Source organism: Marinoscillum sp. MHG1-6 (assembly GCF_024714475.1).
Lineage (GTDB): Bacteria > Bacteroidota > Bacteroidia > Cytophagales > Cyclobacteriaceae > JAMZMI01.
In genome coordinates, this window is the sequence record NZ_JAMZMI010000002.1 from 89,478 (window position 1) to 102,659 (window position 13,182).

Sequence of the window (13,182 nt, forward strand, 5' to 3'; positions counted from 1 at the left end):
TAAAACGATCGTTTGTTCATTAAATTAATTTGAAAAAATGCCGTTTCTATTCAAACAAATCAAATGACGTATGATCTGCTTATTACCAATACAAAATTTTGCTGCGAAGTTATCTAATTTGAAAAATGGAATAAAGTTTCGCGGCTAAAAAACACGATTATCTCACATTCTTTTTAGGTAGAAGTACTTAGTGATACTTAGAACAGATCAATTATTAACACTTGCAATCAAAATTTGGGGCCGTTAAAAGAAATAACACTTACGCATAACCGCCGTAGTAACTATCTTAAAGCTCACATTAAAACCTATTCTCAATCAATGATGAAAAGACTCACCTTTTTGCTACTCTCCGGCCTTTTAGCGGCCTGTTCACCAGAGCAACCTTATCAAACGAATACAGTCACTGAAGACGGGTATACCTATCAGACAGTGAATAGTGACCCTATGAACACTCGTATTTATACTCTGAAAAACGGACTAAAAGTTTATCTCAGTGACTATGAAAATGAGCCACGAGCCCATTTTTATTTGGCAGTAAAAGCAGGAGGAAAAAATGATCCAGCAGACAATACCGGATTAGCTCATTACCTGGAGCACCTTATGTTTAAAGGAAATGACGAATTTGGAACACTGGACTATGAGACGGAAAAAGTATACCTCGACAGCATTGAAGCCATGTTCAATTACTATGGCACCCTTGAGGATTCGGCGGAAAGAAAAGCCTATTATCAATTAATAGATCAGGTTTCTAATGAAGCCGCCAAATATGCCATACCAAATGAGTACGATAAGATGACTTCGGCCATTGGGGCTAAAGGGTTGAATGCCTACACTGCAAAGGACCGGACGGTTTATACTATTGACATACCGTCTAATGAAATTGGAAGATTCCTGGAACTGGAAGGAAGCAGGTTTAGAAAAATTGTTCCAAGACTGTTTCATACCGAGTTAGAAGCAGTTTACGAAGAAAAGAACAGAGCGCTGGATAGTGATGATCGCAAGATGTACGAAACCACCCTTCAGGCCTTATTCAAAAAGCACACCTATGGAACGCAAAAAAACATAGGAACCATTGAGCACCTGAAGAACCCTTCTATTACGGCTATCAAAGCGTATTTTGACACCTACTATAAGCCAAATAATGTGGCCATCTGCATTAGCGGAGATATTGAATACAGTGAAACCATTAAGTTGATTGATCAATACTTTGGGGACTGGGAACCCAACGAAAACCTGAAACCATGGCTGTCACCCGAAGAAGACCCAATTACCGAACCTATCATTGACACGGTTTGGGGTCCAAAAGCAGAAATGCTTTACCTGTCCTACCGCTTTAAGGGTGAGGGCTCCAAAGAAAACCGATATGTCAAAATGATCGATATGATCTTAAGCAACTCCACCGCCGGGCTGATCGACCTTAACTTGAATCAACAGCAAAAGGTACTTGGTGCAGGTTGCTCTCCGTGGGTTATGAACGATTATACCGTTCATAATTTTAGTGGTCGACCTAAACCAGGCCAGACGCTGATAGAGGTGCGGGACTTACTTCTGGAACAAATTGAATTGGTCAAAAAAGGAGAGTTTGAGGATTGGTTAATGCCAGCGGTGATTGCGGACTTTAAGAAAAGCAGTATGAAATCCCTCGAAAATAACCGATCCCGCGCCGGCGAAATGGTCACAGCATTTACCAATGACATTGACTGGGCCACTTACCTCTCCGAGATTGATGAGCTTGAAAAAATCACTAAAGAAGAGATTGTTGCATTTGCCAATGAGCATTACAATGACAACTATTCCGTAGTATATAAACTAACTGGAGAAGACCCCAATAAGCAAAAGGTAGAAAAGCCATCAATAACCAAAGTACCTCTCAACAGGGATCAAAAATCCAATTTTCAAGAGATGCTTCTGAGTAAAGAAGTTGAAAAACTACAACCTGTTTATGTCAACTATGCCGATGATGTTGAGCAATTTCATATGAAGGGAATCAATGTGCTATCTAAGAAAAATGAGGAAAACGAATTGTTCTCATTAACCTACCTTTTAGATCGGGGAAGGAATGAGTCTCCTAAACTTGAGACCGCAGTTCAATACCTTGAATACGCCGGAACATCTACGATGAGTGCGGAAGATTTTCAAAAGGAGTTATATAAGCTGGGTTGTAGTTTCAATGTAAGTGCCTCAGAAGAACGAACCTATGTGACGCTATCAGGGCTGGACGAATACATGGAAAAAGCCACGACCCTATTTGAAGACTTGCTGGCCAACCCGGCCTCCAATCAGGAGGCCCTGGACAAACTGGTAGACAGAAAGCTACAGGCAAGAGAAAATAGCATGAAGGACAAGGGCTCCATCCTGTGGTCCGGATTATTCAATTATGCGAAATATGGCCCTGACTCCCCTTTCAGGAACTCATTGAACAACTCGGAATTAAAAGATCTTAAAGCAGAGGAGATGGCCGAAATCATCAAGACCATCCCAAAAATGCCTCACAGGGTCCTTTATTATGGCCCCAGAGATACGGAAAAGCTGAAATCATTTCTTGATGCTTATCACCCGGTACCTAAAGACTTCCTACCGCTCCCTGAAAAGGTAAGCTTTGAAGAACTTAGTACCGATGATGAAAAAGTATTCTGGACTGATTATGATATGGTTCAAAGTGAGATATTGTTCGTTCACCGTGCAGGTCTGTATAACCCTGAACTTGAACCCGAGGTACACCTGTTCAATGAATATTTTGGAGGAAGCATGAACAGTATTGTCTTCCAGGAAATTCGAGAATCGCAGGGTCTGGCCTATGCTGTGTTTGCCGGATATAGTCAGCCTATGGATAAGGAAAAATCCGAGTATCTCTTTTCCTACATCGGAACTCAGTCTGATAAGCAGTCAGAAGCCATGACAGCCATGATGGAATTATTGACCTCCTTCCCGGAATCCCAGACAGCTTTTCAAATCGCCAAGGAAGGTATATTAAATCAAATCGAAAGCGAACGGGTCACCCGTGGTGGAGTAATCTGGAATTATATAAGGGCTCAGGATGCCGGAATTGATCATGACATTAGGAAAGACATCTATGACGGTGTGAAAAACATGACTTTTGAAGACCTAAGGTCCTTCCATGAAGCCCATATAAAAGGCAAAACCTTTACCACGGCATTGATCGGTTCGAGAGATAATATCGATTTTAAAAGTCTGGAAGCGTATGGCCCTGTAAAAGAGTTAAGCCTGAATGAACTATTCGGGTACGAGTGAAGTAATTTCATCAGGTGGTGGCCCCTGCCACCACCTGATGCTTTTCTTTCACTAAGATAGATCATGAACTTTGCCACGAAATGGATCAATAATGTGTCTGGTAGTTAGCACACTAGTCAAACCCAATGAAAACAAATATTCTCATAGGTAGCCTGATCGGACTGTTAGGAATTTCCCTTGCTGGTTGTGATCCTGAGGACTCCGAGTCCGTAAGCCAGGATCGGATCAAAACACATTATAGTATCGACTATGATGATAATACCATGGAGACTGCCACAATTGCTTCCTTCTGGTTTGGCAGCACGCCTTTGAGGTTATCATCCCCGGCCCATGTTACCGCCAACGAGCTTGGTATGAGCGAACATGAGATTTTGGGAGTGGTTGATTACCGAAGAACCTTCTCTGCATACACCTCCTCCGTCACATTTGAGTACATTGATCTTGATGATAATATTTACATCAACTATGTACAATTGCCCGACTCTATTCAATTCCCATCCAACATCAGTAAGTTTTCCATATCTGAAGATCTATTGATCAATTGGGAAGGTGAACCTGTCGGTACCAACGAATCTGTTCAGATAACCATAAGTGTGGGAGCAACTAGTTATTCAACATCTAATACAAGCACCGGAAGTCAAAACATTCTAATCGCTGCCAATACCCTGGACAATGAATTCGAGGGAACGGCTAAAATCACACTAAAAAGGAGAAGATCCTCTGCAACTATCCAGGCTCCCCGAAGTGGAACGCTGTCGGCCACCTTCACCTCAAAAAATGCCTACGTTGAGATTACACCATAATTTCTATCTATCCCGATCTTAATATGACTTTCTTTGCGGCATGAAAGATCTGCATGGTCAGGCCATTTACGATTACTACCGGGGTGAGGATGACAAGGCCCTTATTCTACATAATAGCTATGGTGAACCTGAGGAAATGCCAGTCGAGGTTTTCTTTAGAGAGGAAGAAGATTTTAGCACCCTGGAACATCTCGCATTGATCGAATGCCAGGGAAAAGTCCTCGATCTTGGCGCCGGCGCCGGAGCTCATGCCCTTGTTCTTCAAGCCAAAGGTTTTGATGTCACCGCTCTGGAAAATTCTCCCGGCTGTGTAGAGGTCCTGAAACAATCAGGAATGTCAAATGTGATCCATACAGACTATCAGAAACATCTCGATAAATACGACACCGTATTGGCCCTGATGAATGGATTAGGTTTGGCAGGAACACTCGCCGGAGTTCCAAGATTCCTTGAAAAATGCATGGATCTCCTCCATCCGAAAGGCCAGCTATTAATTGACTCCAGCGACATAAGCTATCTATATGAGGATGGGCTGCAGAAGCCTTCCGGGTATTATGGGGAAATCAAATACCGATATGAATATCAGGATGAAAAAGGAGACTGGTTTAATTGGTTATATCTGGATCAGGACAGCCTATTGAAAATCACTACTAAAATGGGATTGTTCGCGGAGATTCTTCATACCGATGAGCAAGATCAATACCTAGCTCGAATCACCAGAGAATAGCTTATTCCTCCATCACATCCGCCAACTTTTTAAGCGCCCTCTGATTATTGGGTAATTCAATATTCTGAATAATATTTTGCTTCTCCCGGGTGGTTAAGTGCCAGCTAAGCGATGCTCTTTCCAATCGCTTCCGGTCTACTTCCTTTGAAGCGATCAGATACTCCTGTTCGATATTGGTGTAGGTATTGTACTCCAGTTCTACTGTCTCCAATGAAACCTTCAGCGATGCTCTCAATTCCTCTATTTGCTTATCGTTATTAATGTCCTGAATGTTTCCAAGGTTGTTGTATACACTCGCAATCGGATAGGTCACGCGGTCTATAAGAGAAGGATTGGACTGGGCTTCCACAGGAGCTGATTTCCTTGTATCCCGAATAACCAGCACCACCACCCCAGACGTATTAGTTTCAAACCAATCCCTAAATACCGTCAAAAACCTTGTAGCATCGGAGACTCCGAAATTATCAGCTATTCCTGCATCCATTACCTCTACTAATGGTTCACTGGGCAGAGAAATGGCCGGAGTGATATAGGGAAATGATGCAGACATTCGAAGTGCTGAAATAAAAGAAACATCTCCTGCATCCTGCTTTTTGAACAGCCTGTTAAAATCTACCGACCATATTTTATGATCTCGATTGCCCTCGTCCTCTATCATCCTGCTCACATTCATATAGGACACCGGGAGATTCGATACGTAAATCTTTCTTCCGTCATTGGCTATGACAGGCGATAGGAGTAAAACCGGAATATTTGCATTCAACTCATCATGCTTATAATCGGATAGCTTTTCTTTAAAAACATGCCCCAGATTCTTATCTAGGCTTTCCTCAAAAAGATATCCTCTATCCTTTTTATGCACTTTATCTTCAAACTCGAATTTTCTCAACCTGAAAATGGCATCATTGACCATCAAGCCATAGATAACAGAATTGAGATTGTCTTTACCCATATTCTTTAGCTGCTTTTCTTTTGGAACGCCAGCCGCTTTGGCGTCTCTGTAGTAGGCAGCCCCGATCATTCCTCCAGATGCCCCACTTACCAATATTGTACGATTCATAAGATTGTCATCCAAAGCCTCATCTGCACGCTGAAGCGCATTGACCGTCCATAAGGCTGCCCGCTGGCCACCACCACTAACACACAGAATTAACGCTTTGGGACGTTCACTTTTTTGTTTGCTCTTCCAGGCATCCAGCATACGAATACCCATATCGTAATCTTGGCTGAGCGTTTTTGAATTGACTAATGACCTCAGATTCTCAAGGTTGTATGCCGCCTTTTCTCCTTGATAATCCAAACCTCTTATTTCATAAATCCCTTTGATCACCTCAGTCTTTATCAAAACATTCGCGAGAATAAATAGCCCGATAGTAAAAATTAACCCCCATTCTTTCAACCAATAAGATATCGCACCGATCAACATGAAAAGGAATGACATCATAAGAAGAGAGCTCCCGGCGGCTGGAATCTGGAAAATTCGTTCTTCCATGTAATTGCCCAAAAGGATAACAATACAAATGATCCCAATTTCGAAAATCACTGAATTCAAGTGATTTTGATCAAAAACTTTCAAGAGGGTCTCCTTGTCGAAAAAATCATTTAAACCGGCAGTAGACCTGACTCGAAATTTTGTATCAAAATAAGAACTGACCTTCCGTTCAGCCTTCCTTGATTCTTTGTACTTATCCAGAACCCTTTTTCGGGAAATCCCGGCTCTCATCAATCGCTTGTCTACACTTCCCGTCAGGTATTTAAAAATATCCTTATTGGTAAAGCTGAAATAGAAAAAAAACAACCCGATAATTATAGCCCCTCCCGCCAACAGGCCCAGCAGATTTTGAAATAAGACAATTCCTGTTGTGAATTCATTGCTCACCTGAAACCTGACGATCTGAACGAGGTACACGATCAATACCAGAAATGGAATTACGCTATTGTTTAGGGCAAATTTTAGGAAGGGCCTTTCCAGAATCCCAATAAAAGGGAACTGGTGACTATTGAGTATATAGCAGGTGATATGGAAAGCCATGATAAAACACCCAAGGCAAACACCAACAATGAAAAAACTGAGAAAATTAACTTTGTTGAGGTATTCCGGATCCAAAAAGAGAAAATGAACCCCGTAAATTTTTCCGATACCTCCGGAAAAGAGTGCCACCAGCAACACCCATATGAGAACTAATGACGGATTTTGTTTGATATGCACGAAAAGCAATTGCACAGGAAAACTATACAACACTTTTTCGATTCTTTTTGGCATATATGACTATTCAATCTGACTCACCAATTAATTTATATAATTTCGAACCAAACTCAATCAGATGAGCAGCGAATCAGATTATTTCCTGGGGTTTGGAGGCATTTCTTTACATGTTTTACACTGGTTTGGCGAAAAGCCTGAGAAGATACTGTGTATTGTACATGGGCATGGAGAACATGGAGGTCGCTATGAAGCGCTAGCAGGCGAACTTGTAAAAGAAAACTTTGCTGTCTTTGCCATGGACCTTAGAGGTCATGGACTGTCGTCCGGAAAAAAAGGACATGCCCCCTCTCATGAGGCATTGATGGGTGATATAGAAGAGTTGCTCAAAACCGCTCGTGAAAAGTACAATGACCTACCCATGTACCTTATGGGCCATAGTATGGGAGGTAATTTGGTGGCTAATTACATGACTCAGGATAATTCTAATGAGCTTTCCGGTTTTATTCTATCCTCTCCGTGGCTAAAGCTGGCCTTTGAGCCGCCGGCCATTAAACTGGCCCTTGGAAAAATGATGAGTAATCTCTGGCCGGCATATTCTGAAGACAATGGGCTGGACACTGATATGCTCAGTCGTATCCCCGAGGAAGTTCAGGCCTATAACGATGACCCTTTAGTCCATGGAAAAATCTCCGCGGGATTATTCAATATTATTAATAAGGGTACCGAAAGGGTATTTAATCAGATCGAAAAAATAAAAAAGCCTGCCCTTATTTATCACGGTTCCGGGGACCGGATTATCGATTACCACACTACCGAAAAACTGGCTCAAACCAACAGCTCACTCTTTGAATGGCATCCGTTGCAGGACGTATATCATGAAGCACACCATGACCTGGGTAAAGAAATGATACCACGGCTTATTCTTGATTGGATCAAAAAAAATTAGCCACCGGCTGTCGATGGCTAATAAGCTTGATTGAAAAGATTTTGAAAAGTTGGTCTTACACCATTTGCTCAACCCTTTTCATCTTTAGTTGGTTGGTATTTATTAATCGCTGATCCTTTCCGAGGAAGTAAACCTCCTTATTTTCACCGTCAAAAAAGGCCATTTTCACATGGAAGAAAAAAGAGTCCATCTCCTTTAAAAAACCTCCATGGGTATTTGATTCACCATACAGGAACCCACTTTTGCCATCAAGGATATACCCTCGAGTGACTCTCTGCTGAACAGTCATAAGTATATTTTCCGCTTTCGCCGTAAGCATTGCTCTGAAAACTACTTTTTCACCGTCCAAATTGAAGGAAACTTTCACAAGAAGATCATTTAGTGATTCAACCAAAATATCGGTTGACAAAACCTCTTCACTTCCCGATTGAATTAACTTCCCTTCAAATTTCCCGCATAGAAATTGAGATAAATGATTTACCATAGCAGCCGTTCATATCAAATATCCTAAATCATTCAATCAATTTAGATTTTTGGAGAATGAACAGGAATAAAAGTACTTGAACCTGTGATTTTAAGTTTAAGTCGGTAATGGAAGGATCAATTCGAAAGTTGTGCCCCTGGATGATGTGGAAAGAACCGAAATATTTCCGCCCAAATCCTTCATGAGATTGTAGGAAATAGCGAGCCCCAGCCCTGTACCTTCACCTACATCCTTGGTAGTAAAGAAAGGCTCAAAAATACGTCCTAAATGGTCTTTATGAATTCCTGAGCCAGTATCTATGAAATGAATTTTAATCTTCTCTTCCTCTTTAAAGGCTCGAACCGTGATGATTCCTTTCTTTTTGATGGCCTGGCATGCATTAGATAAAATATTCAAGCAAACTTGCTTAAACTGCCTATCTGTCCCATTAATTGGGGGAAGTTCATCAAGCTCTAGTTCAAATTGAATATACTTTTCAGGTTGATGACGCACCAGGTTTACGGTGGACTTTATACAGATGTTAATGTCTAGCGGCCCCTGTTCATTCATCTCACCGGGACGAGCAAAGGCTCTTAGGTCACCTACAAGATTACTCACCCTGCTGGTACCTTCATTAACAGCGTCCATCAGGTTCTCAATTTCTACAAACAATTCCTCAACCCGTCTAACCAAATGTTTTCCGCCAGCACCCCAATTATTCGCCTCTTCAATAATCAGGCTTTTCACCTCCTCCAAATCCCTTCTGATCGGATAGAGGTTACCCGCAACGTAATTAATAGGGTTATTTATTTCATGTGCTAATCCGGCTGATAACTGTCCGATGGAGGCCATCTTTTCAGATTCCACCAACCTTAATTGAGTGGATTTCAAATTTTCCAGTGTTGTATGCAGCTCTTTATTGGCGGCCATCAACTTCATTTCTGTCTCCTTTAAATGGGTGACATCAACATGGACCCCTAATATATGCGGACGATCATTCAGGAAAATTCTCATTTTGGTTAAAAGCAGCCAACTTTTTGAATTATTCTCCGGCCAGGTAAAAAATGTTTCGTCCTGTAACATCCCTCCTTTGGATAGTAATTCCCTGTCCTCATTAAGGAAACGTTCAGCTTCCTTTGCACTTACATGAGTTTCATTTACACTCTTTCCAACAATGTCGTTAATAGGCAGGCCAAATGAATCTGCTGCCTTTTTATTGACAAGTATATATTTCCCATCCTCATCTCTAACAAAAATCACTGCAGATATTTCATCAATAATTCTTTGGAGAAACTCCTTTTGTGCAGTTAGCTCTTGCGTCCGCTCCTCAACTAATTCTTCTAGCTGATCTCGATATTGTTCCAGTTCCTGCTCCGCTTTTATTCTGGAAGTAACATCCACCACACTACTAGTCAGCCCTACCACTTCACTGGTTTGTCCATAAACCGGGTTGAACGTCTGGGTGTAATAGCGATCCCCAAACATATTTGTCACACTAAATTGCTCTCCCCTAATGGCTCTCTTTAAATTCTTGACCAGATGTTCCTCCATATGATCCGGCACCAGATCCGGCATATACTTTCCTTCTTCAACCTCCGCCCCAAATTGCTCTAGCATCTCCTTTTTATGGATGGAATTAAAGCCGGTATAGCGAAATTCATTATCCAGTGAATAAATACTCGCAGGAGTATCTCCTCCCTCGATAAAAGAAGTTATTCTCGCATCCGCACTGGAAAGTTCACCCCGCACTTTCGTTCGCTCCTCGTCACTTTCTATCCGCTGCACAACATTATAGACCAGCAAAAAACCAATGATCAACGCTGAAATCGCAGATAATACCAATAGGTTAGCTCTGAGGGAAATAAAATCCTCATTGATAACCTCCTCCGGAACTTTGAGCGTAAATAACCACGGGCTCTCTGCATATTTCCCTCCGATATTAGCAGTGAAAACAAACTCATCAACAATTTTCTCAATTCGGATACTATCCATTGAATGGCGTGTTGCCGTCTTCATTAGATAAGTCGATATGCTATCTGATTTTCCAATATTTTCAGGCTCATCATTCACCACATAGGTACCATCACCACCTATCAAGGAAGCATGACCTTTTTCTATTTCCGCTACCCTTTTCACAAACTCGGATAAGGAGTTTAAGCTCAAATCTGCTCCGACAACCCCAAGAAATGTACCTTCACGTAGGATAGGCCTAACTATACTTACAAGCAGTTCATTTTCACCTCCCACGGGGTAATAGAACGGATCCAGCAAATAAGGAAGATGATTTTTCTTTGGGAGTTGATAGTAATCATGTACCTCAAACAAAATGCAGCTTTCAACTACGACCGTATCTTCATCCCAATGCCAATACGGAACATACCTGCCATCTCCATTGGTCCCATTACCCGAAGTATGAATATGATCTAAACTATCGAATGCCTGAGGTTCCCAAACCATCCAGAATCCGAGAAAAGCGGGATTATTCCTGGTCACAGACTTTAATAGATGGTTAACCAGATCCCTTGACACCAGACGTTTGTCAGAAACCTGAAACTGTTCAACTGAAGATTGGATACATGAGATTTCAGCAAATCCACCCTCCAGTACCTCGTCAAGATAATGTTGATGCGCCCGAAAGTTTTTGGCAATCTCCTCCAGTTCGTTTTTTCTACTCGCATCTTGCAGACTTATGGTAGCGATCAAAGTCGATATAGCATAAACCAGCATGATCACTCCACCAACCACAGAGGTCGTGTTGAATATTCTCGGACTGATTGTAAAATGCATAGGCCTGCTTGCTAGACCAGTAAAACTAATTAAAGAATTGAATAGGTAAGCATCACCTTACTTCCACGATTCAATCGCACTTTTTAGCCCGGTACAAATCAATTTGATCAGCAACTGATTATTCCCGGAAAGATGCTTCTGATTAATTTCCAATTCAATTCCCAGATAACTCTCCTCCGGCCAAATGGTTCTCAAGGTTGTAGTAAAACCGTCATCAGCCCCGTTGTATGGCTCATTCATCCGAATATTAAATGCAGGAGATTGAGTCAATATGGCATTTCCCCATTTTTTGCAGAAGGCTGTTTCCTCGATTCTCACCTCATCATAGAGTAATCCAATATCTACTTCACGCTCCTTTCCCTCCCATACTGGTGTGAAACTATGGACGGAAATATGGACCACGGAATGCCTCTCATCAACCAATGAATCAATTTGGTTTCTCACTCGCTCTCGATAGACGTTATAATATTCTTCAACCAAAACAGTCTTTATTTCTGGAGGCAAATGACCAGTAAATTCTGAAAAAAGCTGTGGATGGCCGATCGAGCGATTTACCTCAATGAGCAAACGCGAGTAATCATAATGATGGCACTCAACACCAAAGTAGTCAGACATTTTCTCTGCAACCAAGAGCGCACCAATATCCCAACCTCGATGAGAACTCAGCTCCTTTTCGGCTGTTTCAAAATACGGTTCAAACCTCTCAGGCACATAATTTCCAGCGTGCTCACAAGTGATGATTAAGGATCGCCGTTTCATGGAACAAACAAAGAATTCGTTTGAAGGCAGCCGGATAGCTTTTTATACACAGCATGTAACTCTTCCCTTGAGAAATCTCCATTCAATGATTTTATTATTCTTTCAGCTAAGGTTCCATGATTCACGATACTTCTGAGCACATCGCTCCAGGGCTGCATCCATGACGGATAAGCTTCCATGGTGCGATCAATTAAGTCCAACCATACAGTGTGGGCCTTCTGATGATTTGTATAACCTAATGCCTTAAGGTATTCGGGATCAGAAATAATGGCGTCAGAACCATTCTTAACGCATTCTTTAAAAACATGATAGAGTTCCGAGGTTCCATGAGCCTGTTGAACATCAAATGATATCCATTTTCCAGCAACCAGGATTTTCAAAACCGCAACGACTAAAGCCACAATGGCCAAATCTCCTTTGGGACATTCCTGAATATCGATGACACGAATCTCTATTGCTCCCCTATCGAATCTAGCAATCGCTCCCCGACTGTTGAGCCATATTGGATCAAGCAAGCCCCCGGAGTTGTATGGCTCAATAGCACTGGCGATTTTATCGTAAACACGCTTTTGATAGCCGTGCTTCGTAAATATCCTTTCCGGAATTACCTTCCCAGTGATTGCAGGAATCCTTGCTTGATTGAGCTCATAATAATACAGTCTTCGATCTTGATAGCCTGTATACTTCCCATTTAGAATTGGTGAAGAGGCAGTTAAGGCAGGTATCAGAGGCATTATAAACCTTATAGCCGTATGAAGTTTTGAAAACTCTTCATCATCATAAAACGGCAAGTTGATATGGGTGCTCTGGAGGTTGGACCACCCATGTCCTTTGCAATTAAAAATTCGATCATAAACCTCGTAAATCTCACCACTTTCATGAGGCCAGAGTGTTGTTTCCTTCGAAGGATTCATCCAGGGATGTGCAGCAGTGGGTAATAACCTGGCTCCCTGTGTACCTAGCTGCTCATTAATACAAACCACATTTTCATGAAAAGCATTACTCAAAGCCATCAAATCCGCCTTTGGCCCGTTTGATTTTAGCTCAATGACGTGGCTCACCAATTCGTTACTCCAGGCAATATCACCATGCTCGATCTCACCCTGAATCATACCCTCTGCACCTCTAAGCAACACTTCAGCCAGAGGCGTCACATTTAAAGAATCGTCCTTGACGATCATATACTCAAGCTCAACCCCAAATGCTTCAAAAAGGTGGAGCCTTGTTTTCGTTGCCATA

Annotated in this window: 9 protein-coding genes; 4 read left to right on the top strand and 5 right to left on the bottom strand. The window is 41.9% G+C overall.

Annotation, left to right across the window (positions count from 1 at the left end):
* The first annotated feature begins 318 nt into the window (after positions 1 to 318).
* The 3 genes from NXR94_RS04260 (at position 319) to NXR94_RS04270 (ending at position 4,782) form a co-directional block, all read left to right on the top strand.
* Positions 319 to 3,252: a pitrilysin family protein gene (locus tag NXR94_RS04260; protein WP_258103344.1), complete on the top strand. Its 2,934-nt coding sequence runs from the start codon at positions 319 to 321 to the stop codon at positions 3,250 to 3,252.
* Between the two features lie 125 nt (positions 3,253 to 3,377).
* On the top strand, positions 3,378 to 4,055 hold the full coding sequence (locus tag NXR94_RS04265; RefSeq protein WP_258103345.1) for a hypothetical protein: 678 nt from the start codon (positions 3,378 to 3,380) through the stop codon (positions 4,053 to 4,055).
* A gap of 40 nt (positions 4,056 to 4,095) precedes the next feature.
* Positions 4,096 to 4,782: a bifunctional 2-polyprenyl-6-hydroxyphenol methylase/3-demethylubiquinol 3-O-methyltransferase UbiG gene (locus NXR94_RS04270; protein WP_258103346.1), complete on the top strand. Its 687-nt coding sequence runs from the start codon at positions 4,096 to 4,098 to the stop codon at positions 4,780 to 4,782.
* 1 nt (position 4,783) lies between these two features.
* Here NXR94_RS04270 and NXR94_RS04275 read toward each other — a convergent pair whose 3' ends face one another.
* Positions 4,784 to 7,045: a patatin-like phospholipase family protein gene (locus NXR94_RS04275; RefSeq protein ID WP_258103347.1), complete on the bottom strand. Its 2,262-nt coding sequence runs from the start codon at positions 7,043 to 7,045 to the stop codon at positions 4,784 to 4,786.
* Positions 7,046 to 7,106: 61 nt separating this feature from the next.
* Here NXR94_RS04275 and NXR94_RS04280 point away from each other — a divergent pair, with 61 nt between their 5' ends.
* Positions 7,107 to 7,934: an alpha/beta hydrolase gene (locus tag NXR94_RS04280; protein WP_258103348.1), complete on the top strand. Its 828-nt coding sequence runs from the start codon at positions 7,107 to 7,109 to the stop codon at positions 7,932 to 7,934.
* 55 nt (positions 7,935 to 7,989) lie between these two features.
* Here the strand turns inward: NXR94_RS04280 and NXR94_RS04285 are convergent, their stop codons facing one another.
* The 4 genes from NXR94_RS04285 to NXR94_RS04300 all read right to left on the bottom strand — a co-directional run bounded on the left by NXR94_RS04285 (position 7,990) and on the right by NXR94_RS04300 (position 13,181).
* Positions 7,990 to 8,418, bottom strand: a complete 429-nt coding sequence (locus NXR94_RS04285) for a hypothetical protein (protein ID WP_258103349.1) — start codon at positions 8,416 to 8,418, stop codon at positions 7,990 to 7,992.
* 96 nt (positions 8,419 to 8,514) lie between these two features.
* On the bottom strand, positions 8,515 to 11,184 hold the full coding sequence (locus NXR94_RS04290; protein ID WP_258103350.1) for an ATP-binding protein: 2,670 nt from the start codon (positions 11,182 to 11,184) through the stop codon (positions 8,515 to 8,517).
* Positions 11,185 to 11,241: 57 nt separating this feature from the next.
* Entirely contained in the window at positions 11,242 to 11,943 is a 702-nt protein-coding gene (locus tag NXR94_RS04295) for an N-formylglutamate amidohydrolase (protein ID WP_258103351.1), read from the bottom strand.
* On the bottom strand, positions 11,940 to 13,181 hold the full coding sequence (locus tag NXR94_RS04300) for a glutamate-cysteine ligase family protein (protein WP_258103352.1): 1,242 nt from the start codon (positions 13,179 to 13,181) through the stop codon (positions 11,940 to 11,942). Before NXR94_RS04300 ends, NXR94_RS04295 begins: the two co-directional genes overlap by 4 nt.
* Position 13,182 lies beyond the last annotated feature (1 nt).

Bases quoted from the DNA above. Each gene is read 5' to 3' on its own strand.
- NXR94_RS04285 (WP_258103349.1), bottom strand. From the start codon at position 8,418: ATGGTAAATCATTTATCTCAATTTCTATGCGGGAAATTTGAAGGGAAG.
- NXR94_RS04260 (WP_258103344.1), top strand. From the start codon at position 319: ATGATGAAAAGACTCACCTTTTTGCTACTCTCCGGCCTTTTAGCGGCC.
- NXR94_RS04290 (WP_258103350.1), bottom strand. From the start codon at position 11,184: ATGCATTTTACAATCAGTCCGAGAATATTCAACACGACCTCTGTGGTT.
- NXR94_RS04270 (WP_258103346.1), top strand. From the start codon at position 4,096: ATGAAAGATCTGCATGGTCAGGCCATTTACGATTACTACCGGGGTGAG.
- NXR94_RS04275 (WP_258103347.1), bottom strand. From the start codon at position 7,045: ATGCCAAAAAGAATCGAAAAAGTGTTGTATAGTTTTCCTGTGCAATTG.
- NXR94_RS04280 (WP_258103348.1), top strand. From the start codon at position 7,107: ATGAGCAGCGAATCAGATTATTTCCTGGGGTTTGGAGGCATTTCTTTA.
- NXR94_RS04265 (WP_258103345.1), top strand. From the start codon at position 3,378: ATGAAAACAAATATTCTCATAGGTAGCCTGATCGGACTGTTAGGAATT.
- NXR94_RS04295 (WP_258103351.1), bottom strand. From the start codon at position 11,943: ATGAAACGGCGATCCTTAATCATCACTTGTGAGCACGCTGGAAATTAT.
- NXR94_RS04300 (WP_258103352.1), bottom strand. From the start codon at position 13,181: ATGGCAACGAAAACAAGGCTCCACCTTTTTGAAGCATTTGGGGTTGAG.